The following is a 15,874-nucleotide window of genomic DNA, read 5'->3' on the forward strand; positions in this document are numbered from 1 at the left end:
AACCCGGACAGGCCGGGGAAAATCAAGGACGAAAGCCTAACAAGGTAATAGCACACTCATGGAATACTGCTTTCGATCGTGGCCTAGCCCAACCGCTGACGCGCGGATGGGCTAGGTGTTGAGGTTATGCTTTAACGGGCTCAGCACGGCTGAAGCGTTGGCCATCTGGGCTAACCGCACGGATCATCACCTCCCCCGCCACAGCCGGACGCGACTTATCATCATACCGCTGCCACTGTTTACCCCCGTCGGTTGAGTATTCAATACCCAAGCCTGGCAGAGAAATATTCGCCTCCAGTTTGCCACCGATGATGCGAGCCCCTGGTACTGGCAAGCGATAGCCCACACCGCCTTTATCCAGCTTGGCCAGTTCACGTTGCCCGATCAGGTTGGCAAAGTGCAGCCAATCTTTTTCCAGCGTCCGGGTATCCACCTGATGGGTTTCGCCACCTTTATATTCACGGCCTGCTTTATAGTCTTGCTCCCAGCTTGCACGGTGCCAGGCTCGTTCTGCAACAGACAAGGCGCGTGGGAAAATCATGTACTCCATTTCCTGATCGGTGCGCTGGGTTTCGCTCCACAGTTGGGCGGAAAGACCGTAGGCTCCAGGCCATGGTTTGTCACTCTTGGCAGCAAAGTGATTACCGTCACGGTCAAGCGAGGTTTCGGCATTCTGCGGTAAGTTGTTCGGCGCGAAGCTGAAGATTTTCTGCTCATCGCTGAAACGGGTTCCCCAGTAATAACCACGTTCGTTCGGGTTTACTTCATACGGGAAGTCCAGATAGACATAATCAGGGTTGGAGATAACCACGTCATAACCTTTGTTCGCCCAATCATTAGCCGAGTCAAAGCCGCCCCAATACAGGGTATCCCAGAAGTTCACCGCAACGTGCTTGGTGGCAAATGCCTGCGAATCTTTAGCATCCTTTAGCCCATCCTGCCACGCCTGCATTCTGTCGATACCCTGTGCTTTCACCAGTTGGCTGACTTCAAGCCCAAAGTAACTCGGCAAGTGTTCCATGTCGGCCACTTTGCCATTTTTGATCATCTGCTGACATACCTGAGATTTAGCCCAAGGTTTGTCTTCCTTACTCAGATCCAGAATGCCTTTACCAGCTTCCGGGTTGTTAACATCGGTATAGCCAGCGCCCAGACGGATGTTTTTCGCTTCATCACCGCCAAAGTGCCAGGTTTTTAGCGGTTGCCCAGCTTCCTTGTGCATCTGGGCAATTTCACCGATCACTTTGTTGACAAAGTTCTTCGATGAATCCAGACATGGGTTCAGGTAGCTCTGGCGGTTAAAATACTGCACAGAAGTGGTGTTTGAGGTATCGGTCGGATCCACCAGACGAAACTCATTCGCTTCTTTCTCTTTGCCCTCGGCATACAGTTTCTTATAGCGTGCTTCCATTGAGACTATCGCTGCACGGGCATGCGCTGGCATATCAATCTCAGGGATCACTTCAATCTGGCGCGCCTGAGCATATTTAACGATATCGATATACTCTTGGCGGGAGAAGAAACCACCGTGCGGCTCTGGGCCGGAACCATACTGTGGCAGCAGGCAGGTCGTTTCGCTTAAATCATGGCAACGCTGCCCCCCCACTTCGGTCAACTCAGGCAGACCTGGGATCTCAATACGCCAGCCTTCATCATCCGTCAGATGGAAATGGAATTTATTCAGCTTGTAAGCAGCCATCTGATCCAACAAACGCAATACTGCCTCTTTGTGATGGAAGTTACGCGCAACGTCGAGGAAAATACCGCGATACTGGAAGCGTGGGGCGTCTTTAGCGTCTAGCGTAGCAATCTTCTTGCTGCCATCAGATGGAAGTAAAGACAGGATGGACTGCAGGCCATAAAACACCCCAGCCTGATCGAAACCGGTAACCATGGCCCCTTTCTGACCAACATTGAGCTGATAAGCTCCCGGTACTGCCAATTCACCTTTGAAAGCAGCTGGCTTAATGTCGGTTTTGATCGGATAACCAGCGGCGTTGTTGGTGACCCCCAGTAGTTCAAAGCGCTCCTTGGCTGCATCGGCGGCTGGTTTGGTTAACGCACTTAGTTCCAAAGCAACGCCTTTGCCCAGATCAACATCATGTTGATGGACCTTGATCTCCATCGGGGTCGGTATGATCTGGCCACGCAATGCCGTCATTGGCAATACTTGCAAATCCTGGTTTTTGGTAAAACGGCTTTCCGGCTGCATCAGGATATTATTGTCATCCTTGGTGCGTTTCCACTGGTCACCGGTAAACGGGGATACAAACTGATCCAAATCTTCCGTGTCGGTATTCGCCAGGATCTTCGGTTTAGCATCGCCCGAGGTTGCGTACCAGCGAGGGATAAAGTCATTGCGGAACAGTTGCCAGTATTCAGCGATAATCGGGATTTCAACCGCTTGATTCGCCGGGAAATGAGTGAATTTATCGGTAGGTTCCAGTTTGTATAGATCGCCAGTCAGGTGGGTAACTTTGAATTGTTCGTTATCCACTTTCAGCGTCTGACGTGGGCTATGGAAATAGATCGCCCAGTCTTTACCTTTAATTTCCTCGCCATCGTTACTCAAGGTAATCAGCACGTTATGGCAGGACGCCCAGTCGGCACCCAGCTTAGCGCAATCCACACCATGTTCACCAGCGCGGTTGTCCTGCAACTTGAGGTTTACTTTCAGCTGGCTGAGTTGATCGACCACCTGCTGGTTGGCCATCGCCGGCCCCATACTTCCCAAGAACCCAACGGTTGCCGTCAGAGCGGCAAGAGTACTCATCTTAAACTTGTTCATCTTCTTTAACCTTTTGCGTATTCAGTTGTTGTCAGCACGATTTTTTCAAAATCAGAAGACAGTGAATGGGGCGGTAACGATGAATTTAACGTCTCTTTCATCCTGGAAGATGTTGCCGTAACCACCGCTCCAGCTAGGCAAATCAGAATGGTTGTCATACTGTGTGAAGTGCAGCTTGAACATGGCACCTTTGGCCCGACCTTCCTGAATGGTGTATGCCGCATCCAGGCTGTAAGCGCTTTCTCTCAAACGCTGGCTCTGATCATAAGCCGGGTTGGTGCTCGGTTTAGCATCCCAGGCGTAGACATAAGAGGCTCCAACAGCCATGCCGGGGAGGTTCCAGTTGCTCAAGTCATACATCACGCCGCCGAAAATCGCTTTTTCGCCATTGGCGTTAAAGTCGGAACGGTTATCCCACCAGATATCCAGACGACCATTGGAAGAAGCATAAGTCGGGGTCATACGTTGCAGGAAGAAGCCTTGGTTACCTTCGGCTTTGACCACAGTTCCTTCCAGACGCCAGTTGAGCGGCCCGGTGGTATAACCAAAGGTCAGTGCTTGCAGCCAGGCAAGACCATCATAAATGCTGTTAGGATCGGTGTTATCGCTGATACGATCTTCAGCACCGTAGAACTGGTAGCTAGTTGAAAGCGGGTTACCCGCCACATCGAACTTATAAGAAGCTTTGGTGAAGTACTGATTCACATAGCCCTGGGACTGACCAAATGCGGCTTCCAGTACCAGATTGTTTTTGAAATCATATTTGGCACCCAGTGAGTGCAGGTAGGACACACTGGTTTTACGGTCATTCTGACGGAAATCATCCATCTCTATATGCCAAGGCGCTTTGTATTTGTTGGCCCACATGTAGGAAAAGCTCAGCGCACCAGAATCGCCATAGTCAAAATTGGCACCGGCTTCCGCTCCCTGATAAGTGCCTGGCATAAAGCTCCAGTGTGGTGCCAACAGCGTCTGCCCGGTAGGTTGGATATAACCCGCACGCGCCCACACAGGACCATACTTGAACTTACCCGCCGCTTTATACAGGCTGATACCGCTCTTATCACCTGAATAGTCTTCGTCATAGGTACGGTTCCGGCTGGAGAAGGCGATTTCGTTCGGGTGCCCACTCTCTTTGGACTCGGCGATTTCAATGGCGCTAAATGCCCCCACATCCAGGCCGAACATATCCATGGCATAGCCAGAAGTGAAGTCTAGGCTCAGGTTTGCGGTAGCGTGAGAAAGGTTGGTGGTAAAGGAATCATAGTTAGGGTTTTTTACCGTAACTTTGGTGCCATCGGGTAACGTTTCTTCTTTGGTCTCATTGAGATCTTTGCGATCGCGCTGGCGTTGCCAGTAATACACGCCGCCAGTTAGTGTGGAATCATCAATAAAACCTTCTGCCTGTACTTCAGGAACCATTACAAATCCTGTTCCTAGCAGCGCACCCGCGACAGCGATCGCTAGCATTTTGTGCTGAACACCATGCTTACCCATATGAAAACTTCCTCTTTGACTGATTTTAAAAGTGCGTCCGCCGGCGTTCACCACCGCAATGCACGGCCGCTAACAGAAACCCGAAACGGGTAAATTCTTGCTGAATAGAGAAAATATCATTCAGCTGTATTGCAGCTAGACTATTTTTCGCGACGCGAATTATCAAATGAAAAATGAGAAAAAGTTGTCAAAGTATGACAGAAAGCACATATTGATAATATTTTGTTACAGGCCGAAATTTCGTTTTTTTTAATAAAAAAAACATTCAAAATTAGCATTAAGTATGGAATAAGGCGCAATTACGCAAAAATTTAATAAATTCATCTCGAATAAAACATGTTGTTGAGAATAAAATTAGAGCGCTCTATTAATGATATTAATTCGCATCGCGAATATATAAAAAAACATGATGAAATTATAAGCATCGGGTCGATTATCAAAAAACTGCGGGGATGTTATGCATTGCTCTGACGGGCTGCCAGAAACGGAAAAACAGAGGTAGGTTCAGGAACTAAAAAGCGCAGCCTAAGCTGCGCTCAGACTGCTGACAAACCCCGTTATTAGGGAGAGCGTACCGATGGGGTCGTAACGGCGCAAGCCGTCGGAGCGCCCCACGATGCGCTAGGCCCGGGTATCTCGGATCGGAAGGCGACTTTGTCATCAACCTCAGCGCAGCCTAAGCTGCGCTCTATGAAGGGAAACTGGACTGTATTGCCGTTACTCGCCGATCTTCGCCCAAGTATCGCGCAAACCAACGGTACGGTTGAATACCAGACGGTCAGCCGAAGAATAACGGTTATCAGCACAGAAATAGCCTTCGCGCTCAAACTGATAAGCTTGTTCCGGTTGCGCAGTAGCCAGGCTTGGTTCCACAAAACCCTGCTTGATAACCAGTGACTCAGGGTTAATCGTGGAGAGGAAGTCCTCAGCCGCTCCAGGGTTAGCCACGCTGAACAGACGATCGTATAAACGAATTTCTGCAGGTAACGCATGGGCTGAAGATACCCAGTGGATCACGCCCTTCACCTTGCGACCATCAGCAGGATCCTTGCTCAACGTTTCGGGATCATAGCTACAGAAAATCGTGGTGATTTCACCAGCATCGTCTTTCTCTACACGCTCGGCCTTAATAACATAGGCGTTGCGCAGGCGAACTTCTTTGCCTAGTACCAGACGTTTGTACTGCTTGTTGGCTTCTTCACGGAAGTCTGCACGATCAATATACACTTCACGGCTGAAAGGCACCTGGCGGCTACCCATCTCCGGCTTGTTCGGATGGTTAGGCATGGTCACCATTTCCACTTCATCCGACATGTTCTCGATGATCACCTTCACCGGATCCAATACCGCCATGGCTCGTGGAGCGTGCTCATTGAGATCGTCACGAATGCAGGACTCCAGCGCCATCATCTCGACGTTATTGTCCTGCTTAGTCACACCGATGCGCTGGCAGAACTCACGGATAGAGGCAGCCGTATAACCACGGCGACGCAGGCCTGAAACGGTCGGCATACGCGGATCATCCCAACCTTCCACTACCTTCTCTGTCACCAGTTGGCTCAGCTTACGCTTGGACATAATGGCGTATTCAAGATTGAGGCGAGAGAACTCATACTGACGCGGGTGGCATGCGATAGTAATGTTATCAAGCACCCAGTCGTACAAACGGCGGTTATCCTGAAACTCTAGCGTACACAGCGAGTGGGTGATCCCTTCCAACGCATCGGAAATGCAGTGGGTAAAATCGTACATCGGATAGATGCACCACTTATTGCCGGTTTGGTGGTGTTCAGCAAACTTGATGCGGTAAATCACTGGATCGCGCATGACGATAAACGGCGATGCCATATCGATTTTCGCACGCAGGCAGGCCGTACCCTCGGCAAACTCACCATTGCGCATCTTTTCAAACAGCGCCAGGTTTTCTTCCACGGGACGGTTACGATAAGGGCTGTCTTTACCTGGCGCTGTCAGCGTGCCGCGATATTCACGGATCTGATCGGCGGTCAGTTCATCGACATAGGCCAGGCCTTTACCAATCAGCTCAACCGCGTACTGATGCAATTGATCAAAATAATCCGAAGAGTAACGAACGTCACCGCTCCATTTAAAGCCCAGCCACTCTACGTCGTGTTTGATAGATTCAACGAACTCGATATCTTCTTTTACCGGGTTGGTATCATCGAAGCGCAGATTGCATTGGCCTTGATAATCTTTGGCAATACCAAAGTTCAGGCAAATGGATTTGGCATGGCCAATATGCAGGTAACCGTTAGGCTCCGGTGGGAAACGTGTCTGTACCGACGTGTGTTTCCCTGATGCCAGATCTTCATCGATGATCTGACGGATAAAATTGGTTGGGCGGGCTTCGGCCTCACTCATGTCACTATTCCTCAAATGCAAAGCGCTTCACATAACCGCCTATGTTCCAACAAGCCACGTCAGGAAACAACCGTTAGTTTCACGAAAACACAGCACTACCATTCAAAAATAAAAAAGCGGGAAAAGATTGCTCTTTTCCCGCCTGCATTGGGTGGATCACGCCATTAATCGTTTAACACCCAAGACTGACTTACTTCTGGATATCGAACAGTTTGGTCTGGCCTGCAACCACTTTTCCGGTCGCTAACGCCGTCAGGCCGGCATAGTCATCTGCATTGCTGACAACAACAGGGCTGATCATTGAGCGCGCATTAGCATTCAGGTATTCCAGATCCATTTCCAGGATCGGTTGGCCTGCTTTAACTTCTGCTCCCTCTTCAACCAGACGCTTAAAGCCCTGGCCATTCAGCGCAACGGTGTCGATCCCCATATGCACCACAATTTCCGCACCTTTGTCTGTTTCCAGGCAGAAGGCGTGGTTGGTATTGAAGATCTTCACTACGGTACCATCGGCCGGTGCTACCACGGTTTTTTCGGTTGGGCGAATTGCCACACCGTCGCCGACCGCTTTACTGGCGAATGCTTCGTCCGGAACCTGCTCCAGAGCAATAACGTCACCGGTTACCGGTGCCACCAGCGTCTGGAAAACGGCTTTAGGCGCATTAGCGACTGCCTGTGGCTTTACTGCCGCCGCAGCAGTTGCTGGAGCCGATGCAGCGGCAACTGGGCCTGCGGCTACAACGTTGCGCATAGCGCTGGCGATCAGTTCGGCACGTGTCCCAACGATCACCTGTACACTTTCTTTGTTGAGACGGATTACGCCGGATGCACCCAGGCGTTTAGCAAGCGCATCGTTGACCAGCGAGGAATCTTTCACATTCAAACGCAGGCGGGTGATACAGGCATCAATCCCGGTCAGGTTTTCAGAACCACCGATAGCTGAAACATAATGACGTGCAAGCGTCGTAGTTTCGCTCTCGTCTTTAACTGCACTGGTATTCACGTCATAACCGTCGGTTTCGTCACCAGCAACAGCCAGTTCACGGCCCGGAGTCATCAGATTGAACTTTGTGATGGTGAAACGGAACACGAGGTAGTAGATAGCGAAGAACACCAGACCTTGTGGGATCAGCATGTACCAATGGGTGGCTAATGGGTTACGTACCCACAGCATCATGTCCACCAGCCCGGCACTGAAGCCGAAACCAGAAATCCACTGCATACTGGCGGCGATGAACACAGAGATACCGGTCAGCAAGGCGTGGATCACGTACAGCACTGGGGCAACGAACATGAAGGAGAACTCCAGCGGTTCGGTGATACCAGTAAAGAAGGCGGCAAAAGCCCCTGCCAGCATAATACCTAGCACTTTGGCTTTGTTTTCTGGACGTGAGCAGTGATAGATGGCTAATGCCGCACCCGGCAGACCAAACATCATAATCGGGAAGAAACCAGCCTGGTAACGACCGGTCACACCAACAACCGCTTTACCGGATTCGATTGACTGCTGGCCACCCAGGAAGTTAGGGATATCGTTAATACCTGCCACGTCAAACCAGAATACGGAGTTCAGCGCGTGGTGCAGACCAACCGGGATTAACAGACGGTTGAAGAAGGCGTAGATACCAGCACCAACGGAGCCCAGTTTCTGGATGTGTTCACCAAAGCTCACCAGACCGCTAAAGACCAACGGCCAGATGTACATCATAATGAAGGCCACCAGGATCATCAGGAAGGAGATCAGGATTGGCACCAGGCGACGGCCGCTAAAGAACGACAAGGCTTTCGGCAGTTCAACACCGCTGTAACGGTTATATATTTCGGCAGAGATAATACCAACCATGATGCCGACAAACTGGTTCTGGATTTTACCGAACGCAGCAGGAACCTGATCAACCGGGATTTTCTGGATCATTGCCACGGCGGCAGGTGAACACAGGGTGGTTAATACCAGGAAACCGACAAAACCGGTCAATGCTGCAGCACCGTCTTTGTCTTTTGACATACCGTAAGCCACACCTACGGCGAACAGCACAGCCATATTGTCGATGATAGCAGCACCAGATTTAATTAACAGCGCAGCCAGGGCGTTGTCGCCCCCCCAACTGATAGGGTCAATCCAGTATCCGATACCCATCAAGATGGCGGCGGCCGGAAGTACGGCTACCGGAACCATTAAGGCTCGGCCCACCTTTTGTAAATAACTAAGAATGTTCACCTTTTCCCCCTATTCGTCCGCTCGCGGACCCTGTAAGTAGTTTATTTGTAAAGCTCACTACCTTTTAGAAATAACGCATTGCTCGTATTACTCATGCGGAGTGTAAAAAAATTATTTCGTATCGCAAATTAAAACCTCATATTTTGTGATTTAAATCACTAAAAGGCGGTCTTAAGCTGCCACATTGCTAGCCATCGCACAAAACTTATTTTATCATTAAAAAAATCATGGGGCAGCGAACCCAAGGCAAGCTTAGCAAAGCTGAGTTACGCTTAAAGTTCCCGTTAATGCCCGTACAGTATAGCCACAGTTTATTCTACCAAGAGGTGTACGATGAGACTTATTCCACTGAAAGACACTGCACAAGTTGGCAAATGGGCTGCACGCCATATCGTCCAGCGCATAAACGCGTTCAAACCTACGGCGGATCGTCCGTTCGTTCTTGGCCTGCCGACCGGCGGCACGCCACTGGAAGCCTACAAGCATCTGATTGCCATGCATAAAGCGGGTGAAGTAAGCTTTAAGCACGTGGTTACCTTCAATATGGATGAATATGTTGGCCTACCGCAGGAACACCCTGAGAGCTACCATACATTCATGTACCGCAACTTCTTTGACCACATTGATATTCCAAGTGAAAATATCAATCTACTCAACGGTAATGCGCCCGATGTGCATGAGGAATGCCGCCAGTACGAAGAGAAAATCAAGTCCTATGGCAAAGTTCACCTGTTCATGGGTGGTGTAGGTTTTGATGGGCACATTGCCTTCAACGAACCGGCATCGTCGCTGGCTTCACGTACCCGTATCAAGACTTTGACGGAAGAAACCCGTATCGCCAACTCCCGTTTCTTCGGTGGCGATGTCAGTCTGGTACCTAAATACGCACTGACCGTAGGCGTCGGAACTCTGCTGGATGCCGAAGAAGTGATGATCCTGGTTACCGGGCGGGGTAAAGCGCTAGCTCTGGAAGCCGCAGTGGAAGGTTGCATCAATCACATGTGGACCATCAGTTGTCTGCAATTGCACGCGAAATCCGTGGTTGTTTGTGATGAACCATCCACTATGGAACTGAAGGTCAAAACCGTTAAATATTTCCGCGAATTAGAAGCGGAAAGCGTTAATAGTCTTTAATTTTTAGCAGGGGGCTACATGTTCGCTTTAACCCAATGCCGGATTTTCACCGGCTACGACGTGCTCGATGATCATGCAGTTGTGATTGCGGATGGTCTGATTGATCGAGTCTGCCCATTGGCTGAATTGCCTGCTGGCATCGAAACGCGCGAACTGGGTGGCGCCATCCTAGCCCCCGGTTTCATCGACGTGCAGTTAAATGGCTGTGGCGGTGTGCAGTTCAACGACTCGCTGGACGCTATCTCGGAAAAAACGCTGGAAATCATGCAGAGTGCCAACGAGAAATCAGGCTGTACCAGCTATCTGCCTACACTGATCACCTGCAGCGACGATTTTATGAAGCACGGCATCGATGTGATGCGTGCGTACCTGAAAAAGCATCCCAATCAGGCTCTGGGTCTCCATCTGGAAGGGCCGTATCTGAGCCCGGTGAAAAAAGGCACTCACAATCCAGCATTTATTCGCAAACCTACCGCTGAGATGATCGATCACCTATGTGCCAATGCTGATGTGATCACCAAAGTGACATTGGCACCGGAGATGGTAGAACCGCACTTTATCAAACAGTTGACCGAAGCCGGTATTCTGGTCTCTGCTGGCCACTCGAATGCCACTTACGATCAGGCCCGTGTCGGCTTCGCTGCGGGGATCCGCTTCGCGACTCACCTTTACAACGCCATGCCTTATATTACCGGCCGCGAACCAGGCCTGGTGGGGGCTATCTTCGATACGTCTGACGTCTACACCGGTATCATTGCCGATGGTCACCACGTTTCCTGGGCGAGTATCCGTAACGCCAAGCGGCTAAAAGGTGATAAATTGGTGCTGGTTACCGATGCAACTGCACCGGCAGGTGCCGATATAGACCAATTTATTTTCGCTGGTAAAACAATATACTATCGCGATGGGCTATGTGTTGATGAGCACGGTACCCTCAGTGGTTCCGCATTGACCATGATCGAAGCGGTACAAAATAGCGTGGAATACGTCGGTATCGCACTGGATGAAGCGCTACGTATGGCGTCGTTGTACCCTGCACGTGCTATTGGTGTCGATAAGCATTTGGGCACCATTGAAGCCGGTAAGGTTGCTAACCTGACTGCATTTACCCGCGATTACCAAGTCACAAAAACCTTCGTTAACGGCAACGAGGTTTAAATCACAAACAGCGAGCAAAATTATTGATGAGTACCTGCGGACAAGCACAAATAGGGAATATTGACTTAGTTAAACAACTTAATGGCGCAGCAGTGTATCGCCTGATCGACCAGCAAGGTCCTATCTCGCGCATTCAAATTGCCGAACTCAGTCAGCTTGCCCCCGCCAGTGTCACCAAAATTACTCGCCAGCTGTTGGAGCGCGGGCTGATCAAAGAAGTCGATCAGCAAGCCTCCACCGGTGGCCGCCGCGCCATCTCCATTGTCACAGAAACGCGTCAGTTCCATACTGTCGCCGTTCGTCTTGGTCGACACGACGCCACTATTACTCTGTATGACATGAGCGGTAAATCACTGGGTGAAGAGCATTATCCCTTACCGGAACGCACCCAGGAGACGCTCGAAAATGCCCTGTTTCTCGCCATTGCGCAGTTTATCGAAATCTACCAGCGCAAACTGCGTGAGCTGATCGCCATTGCCGTTATTCTGCCAGGATTGGTGGACCCGGCTTTAGGCGTGGTGCGCTACATGCCGCACATCGGCGTCAGCAATTGGGCGCTGGTCGATAGCCTGCAACAACGTTTCCACGTCACCAGTTTTGTCGGCCACGATATCCGCAGCCTGGCATTGGCTGAGCATTACTTCGGCGCCACACGTAACTGTGAAGACTCCATTCTGGTTCGTTTGCACCGGGGTACCGGTGCAGGGATCATCGTTAACGGCCAAATCTTTCTGGGCAACAATGGCAACGTGGGTGAGATTGGCCACATCCAGATTGATCCGCTCGGTGAGCGTTGCCATTGCGGCAATTTTGGCTGTCTGGAAACTGTGGCCGCAAACGCCGCTATTGAGCAACGCGTGCGTCACCTGCTGACTCAGGGCTACCCCAGTAAAATGACGCTGGATGACTGTAGCATCGCTGCGATATGCAAAGCCGCCAACCGGGGTGACCTGCTGGCCAGTGAGGTCATTGAACATGTTGGGCGCTATCTGGGGAAAGCGGTTGCGATCGCCATCAATCTATTCAATCCGCAAAAAGTGGTTATTGCAGGTGAAATCACCGAAGCAGATAAGATACTGTTACCCGCTATCCAGAGCTGCATCAACACTCAAGTTCTGAAGGATTTCCGTAAGAATCTGCCGGTGGTAACCTCTGAACTCGATCATCGTTCGGCAATTGGTGCTTTTGCCCTCGTCAAACGGGCAATGCTCAACGGTGTGCTTCTACAACGGCTGCTGGAAAGCTAAACTCCTTTTTTGGTAGGGGATCCCTGCTGGTTTACTGCCCTGCCGTTCATCATGAGAAACCGCGACAATGATTATTAAGAACGTGATATGTGACATCGATGGTGTCCTGCTGCATGACAATACCCCTATTCCCGGTGCGGATCTGTTCCTGGCACGCATCCAGGAACAAGGGATGCCGTTGGTGGTATTGACTAACTATCCATCACAGACCGCGCAGGATCTGGCTAACCGCTTTCTGGCTGCCGGGTTGAACGTGCCGGAAAGTGCATTTTACACTTCAGCTATGGCAACTGCCGACTTCCTGCGTCGTCAGGAAGGTAAAAAAGCCTATGTTGTTGGTGAGGGTGCTCTCATACACGAGTTGTACAAAGCCGGCTTTACCATTACCGACATCAACCCGGATTTCGTTATCGTCGGCGAAACACGCTCCTATAACTGGGATATGATGCATAAAGCAGCCTATTTCGTGAATCATGGCGCACGCTTCATCGCCACCAACCCGGATACCCATGGCCACGGATTCACGCCTGCCTGTGGCGCGCTCTGTGCCCCGATTGAAAAAATCACTGGCCGTCAGCCGTTTTACGTCGGTAAACCGAGCCCGTGGATTATCCGTGCCGCGCTGAACAAGATGCAGGCACACTCAGAGGAAACCGTGATTGTCGGTGACAACCTGCGTACCGATATTCTGGCGGGCTTCCAGGCCGGGTTGGAAACCATTCTGGTGCTGTCTGGCGTTTCCACGCTCGACGATGTTGAGAATATGCCGTTCCGCCCTAGCCATATCTTCCCTTCTGTAGCCGATATCACGATTTTTTAATATCGCAGGCGGCGTTATCAGCCGCCGCTTTAAATTGAGTGACATACTCAATAGATTGCAGAAAAATTTCTTCGCCACCCTAATCAATCTGTCAAAAAATGAATATTTGACAATTTAATACCGAAAAAAATGAACATTCGCTAATTTTCACTCCTCTCGCACTGACTATTTTTCGGCACAACGCTAAATCGCTTGCATCCTCCTTATGTTTTGCCGCATTTTCATAATCACAAGGCAGCAAAGCCGCTCTTTCGTTGGGAAAACTGGCATGTTGCACATCAACATTACAGCCACAAAAAGTCGTTAGGAGAGTTTGTATGTGTTCTATTTTCGGTGTGCTAGATCTTAAGTCCGATCCGGTTGAATTGCGCAAAAAAGCGTTGGAACTGTCTCGCCTGATGCGCCATCGCGGCCCCGATTGGTCCGGCGTTTACGCCAGCGATAAAGCCATTCTGGTTCATGAGCGTTTGTCGATCGTCGATGTGAATAACGGTGCCCAACCGCTGTACAACGCCGCGCGCACCCATGTTTTAGCCGTTAATGGTGAAATTTATAACCACCAGGCATTACGCCAACAGTTGGCAGATCGTTACGAATTTCAGACAGGTTCCGATTGTGAAGTGATCCTTGCGCTCTATCAGGAAAAGGGACCGGACTTCCTAGACGATCTTCAGGGCATGTTCGCCTTTGCGCTATACGATGCAGAGAAAGATGCCTACCTGATTGGCCGCGATCATCTCGGTATCATCCCGCTCTACATGGGCTTTGACGAACACGGAAATCGGTTTGTCGCTTCCGAAATGAAGGCTTTGGTTCCGGTATGCCGTACCATCAAAGAATTCCCTGCCGGCAGCTACCTGTGGAGCCAGGACGGTGAAATCCGCCAATATTATCAGCGCGATTGGTTCGATTTTGACAACGTCAAGGATAACGTGACCGATGCCAATGCCCTGCGTAATGCGCTGGAAGAGTCGGTGAAAAGCCACCTGATGTCTGATGTTCCCTACGGCGTATTGCTCTCTGGCGGATTGGACTCCTCGGTAATTTCCGCTATTACCAAAAAATATGCTGCACGCAGGGTGGAAGATAATGAGCGTAGCGAAGCCTGGTGGCCACAGTTGCACTCCTTCGCCGTTGGTCTTGAAGGCTCGCCGGATCTGCGGGCGGCGCAGGAGGTGGCTAATCACCTTGGCACCGTGCATCATGAGATCCACTTCACGGTGCAAGAAGGTCTGGATGCTATCCGCGATGTGATCTATCACATTGAAACCTATGACGTTACCACCATCCGTGCCTCAACGCCGATGTACCTGATGTCCCGCAAAATTAAAGCGATGGGTATCAAAATGGTGCTGTCTGGTGAGGGTGCCGATGAAGTATTCGGCGGATACCTCTACTTCCATAAAGCGCCAAACGCCAAAGAGTTCCACGAAGAAACCGTGCGTAAGTTGCTCGCGCTGCATATGTATGACTGTGCCCGCGCCAACAAAGCCATGTCGGCCTGGGGGGTAGAAGCACGCGTCCCCTTCCTGGATAAAAACTTCCTTGATGTGGCGATGCGCATCAACCCGAAAGACAAAATGTGCGGTAACGGCAAGATGGAAAAACACATTATCCGTCAGTGTTTTGAATCTTACCTGCCAGCAAGTGTGGCCTGGCGCCAGAAAGAACAGTTCTCTGACGGTGTGGGTTACAGTTGGATCGATACACTAAAAGAGGTCGCCGCGCAGCAGATTAGCGATCAACAGCTTGAAACAGCGGGTTTCCGCTTCCCGTACAACACGCCTACCTCAAAAGAAGGCTACCTGTATCGTGAGATTTTCGAAGAGTTGTTCCCATTGCCAAGCGCCGCCGAGTGTGTCCCTGGTGGCCCGTCGGTAGCCTGCTCTTCGGCAAAAGCCATAGAATGGGATGAATCCTTCAAAAAGATGGACGACCCTTCTGGCCGCGCCGTAGGTGTGCATCAATCAGCTTATAAATAAGCCTCAGACTGCTGACAAACCCCGTTATTAGGGAGAGCGTGCCGATGGGGTCGTAACGGCGTAAGCCGTCGGAGCGCCCCTCGGTGCGCTAGGCCCGAGTATCTCGGGTCAGAATGCGACTTTTTCATCAACCTCCAGCTTATAAATAAGCCTTAACGTTTTTACATTCGGCGGGCCTTCAAGTCCGCCTTTTTGTCGATGTTTTCCACCAATAATCGTATGAATTGATGATTTTATCGACACAATGTTCACAACCCAGACAAATGAAGCGTTCAGTCGCTTTTTCGGGAAAAAACTTGTTGACGCAAAACGGCCATATACGCATAATGCGCCCCGCAACGCCGATGAAGGTTATGCAAAAAAGATGGCTACGTAGCTCAGTTGGTTAGAGCACATCACTCATAATGATGGGGTCACAGGTTCGAATCCCGTCGTAGCCACCAAATTTTGCGGGAGTGGCGAAATTGGTAGACGCACTAGATTTAGGTTCTAGCGCCGCAAGGTGTGCGAGTTCAAGTCTCGCCTCCCGCACCATTTCCTTCATTGTCATGCATACAGCAGGTGGGGTATCGCCAAGCGGTAAGGCACCGGTTTTTGATACCGGCATTCCCTGGTTCGAATCCAGGTACCCCAGCCATCTTTTTCAGG

The 15,874-nt window shown here is 50.6% G+C and carries 9 protein-coding genes and 3 tRNA genes; 8 read left to right on the plus strand and 4 right to left on the minus strand.

The window, feature by feature from the left end; all coding sequences use genetic code 11:
* Positions 1–124 precede the first annotated feature (124 nt).
* From SAQUA_RS16905 to nagE, 4 genes are all read right to left on the minus strand, one after another.
* Positions 125–2,788 (minus strand): family 20 glycosylhydrolase, encoded by a 2,664-nt coding sequence (locus tag SAQUA_RS16905; protein WP_380681040.1) that lies wholly within the window; start codon positions 2,786–2,788, stop codon positions 125–127.
* A gap of 51 nt (positions 2,789–2,839) precedes the next feature.
* Complete coding sequence (locus tag SAQUA_RS16910; RefSeq protein WP_380681043.1) at positions 2,840–4,285, minus strand: OprD family outer membrane porin; 1,446 nt, start codon at positions 4,283–4,285, stop codon at positions 2,840–2,842.
* A 717-nt stretch (positions 4,286–5,002) separates the two neighbouring features.
* Entirely contained in the window at positions 5,003–6,667 is a 1,665-nt protein-coding gene (gene glnS / locus SAQUA_RS16915) for a glutamine--tRNA ligase (protein WP_380681046.1), read from the minus strand.
* A gap of 190 nt (positions 6,668–6,857) precedes the next feature.
* Positions 6,858–8,885 (minus strand): N-acetylglucosamine-specific PTS transporter subunit IIBC, encoded by a 2,028-nt coding sequence (nagE, locus tag SAQUA_RS16920; protein WP_380681049.1) that lies wholly within the window; start codon positions 8,883–8,885, stop codon positions 6,858–6,860.
* Between the two features lie 333 nt (positions 8,886–9,218).
* On the opposite strand from nagE, the gene nagB reads away from it, so the two are divergent.
* The 8 genes from nagB (at position 9,219) to SAQUA_RS16960 (ending at position 15,863) form a co-directional block, all read left to right on the plus strand.
* Positions 9,219–10,019, plus strand: coding sequence for a glucosamine-6-phosphate deaminase (nagB, locus tag SAQUA_RS16925; RefSeq protein WP_380681052.1), 801 nt, complete (start codon positions 9,219–9,221; stop codon positions 10,017–10,019).
* Positions 10,020–10,037: 18 nt separating this feature from the next.
* Positions 10,038–11,177: an N-acetylglucosamine-6-phosphate deacetylase gene (gene nagA, locus SAQUA_RS16930; RefSeq protein ID WP_380681055.1), complete on the plus strand. Its 1,140-nt coding sequence runs from the start codon at positions 10,038–10,040 to the stop codon at positions 11,175–11,177.
* A 26-nt stretch (positions 11,178–11,203) separates the two neighbouring features.
* Positions 11,204–12,424, plus strand: coding sequence for an N-acetylglucosamine repressor (locus SAQUA_RS16935; RefSeq protein ID WP_380681058.1), 1,221 nt, complete (start codon positions 11,204–11,206; stop codon positions 12,422–12,424).
* 67 nt (positions 12,425–12,491) lie between these two features.
* Complete coding sequence (locus tag SAQUA_RS16940) at positions 12,492–13,244, plus strand: HAD-IIA family hydrolase (RefSeq protein WP_380681061.1); 753 nt, start codon at positions 12,492–12,494, stop codon at positions 13,242–13,244.
* 317 nt (positions 13,245–13,561) lie between these two features.
* On the plus strand, positions 13,562–15,226 hold the full coding sequence (gene asnB / locus SAQUA_RS16945) for an asparagine synthase B (RefSeq protein WP_380681064.1): 1,665 nt from the start codon (positions 13,562–13,564) through the stop codon (positions 15,224–15,226).
* Between the two features lie 366 nt (positions 15,227–15,592).
* Positions 15,593–15,669: transfer RNA gene (locus SAQUA_RS16950), tRNA-Met, on the plus strand.
* 6 nt (positions 15,670–15,675) lie between these two features.
* Positions 15,676–15,760: transfer RNA gene (locus tag SAQUA_RS16955), tRNA-Leu, on the plus strand.
* Between the two features lie 28 nt (positions 15,761–15,788).
* A tRNA-Gln gene (locus SAQUA_RS16960) sits at positions 15,789–15,863 on the plus strand.
* The last annotated feature ends 11 nt before the right edge of the window (positions 15,864–15,874 follow it).

Source organism: Serratia aquatilis (genome assembly GCF_044865145.1).
Taxonomy (GTDB): domain Bacteria; phylum Pseudomonadota; class Gammaproteobacteria; order Enterobacterales; family Enterobacteriaceae; genus Chania; species Chania aquatilis.

What these genes read in the sequence shown, in the direction of transcription:
- SAQUA_RS16905 (WP_380681040.1), bottom strand. Translation starts at nt 2,788, where the DNA reads ATGAACAAGTTTAAGATGAGTACTCTTGCCGCTCTGACGGCAACCGTT.
- SAQUA_RS16910 (WP_380681043.1), bottom strand. Translation starts at nt 4,285, where the DNA reads ATGGGTAAGCATGGTGTTCAGCACAAAATGCTAGCGATCGCTGTCGCG.
- glnS (WP_380681046.1), bottom strand. Translation starts at nt 6,667, where the DNA reads ATGAGTGAGGCCGAAGCCCGCCCAACCAATTTTATCCGTCAGATCATC.
- nagB (WP_380681052.1), top strand. Translation starts at nt 9,219, where the DNA reads ATGAGACTTATTCCACTGAAAGACACTGCACAAGTTGGCAAATGGGCT.
- nagA (WP_380681055.1), top strand. Translation starts at nt 10,038, where the DNA reads ATGTTCGCTTTAACCCAATGCCGGATTTTCACCGGCTACGACGTGCTC.
- SAQUA_RS16935 (WP_380681058.1), top strand. Translation starts at nt 11,204, where the DNA reads ATGAGTACCTGCGGACAAGCACAAATAGGGAATATTGACTTAGTTAAA.
- SAQUA_RS16940 (WP_380681061.1), top strand. Translation starts at nt 12,492, where the DNA reads ATGATTATTAAGAACGTGATATGTGACATCGATGGTGTCCTGCTGCAT.
- asnB (WP_380681064.1), top strand. Translation starts at nt 13,562, where the DNA reads ATGTGTTCTATTTTCGGTGTGCTAGATCTTAAGTCCGATCCGGTTGAA.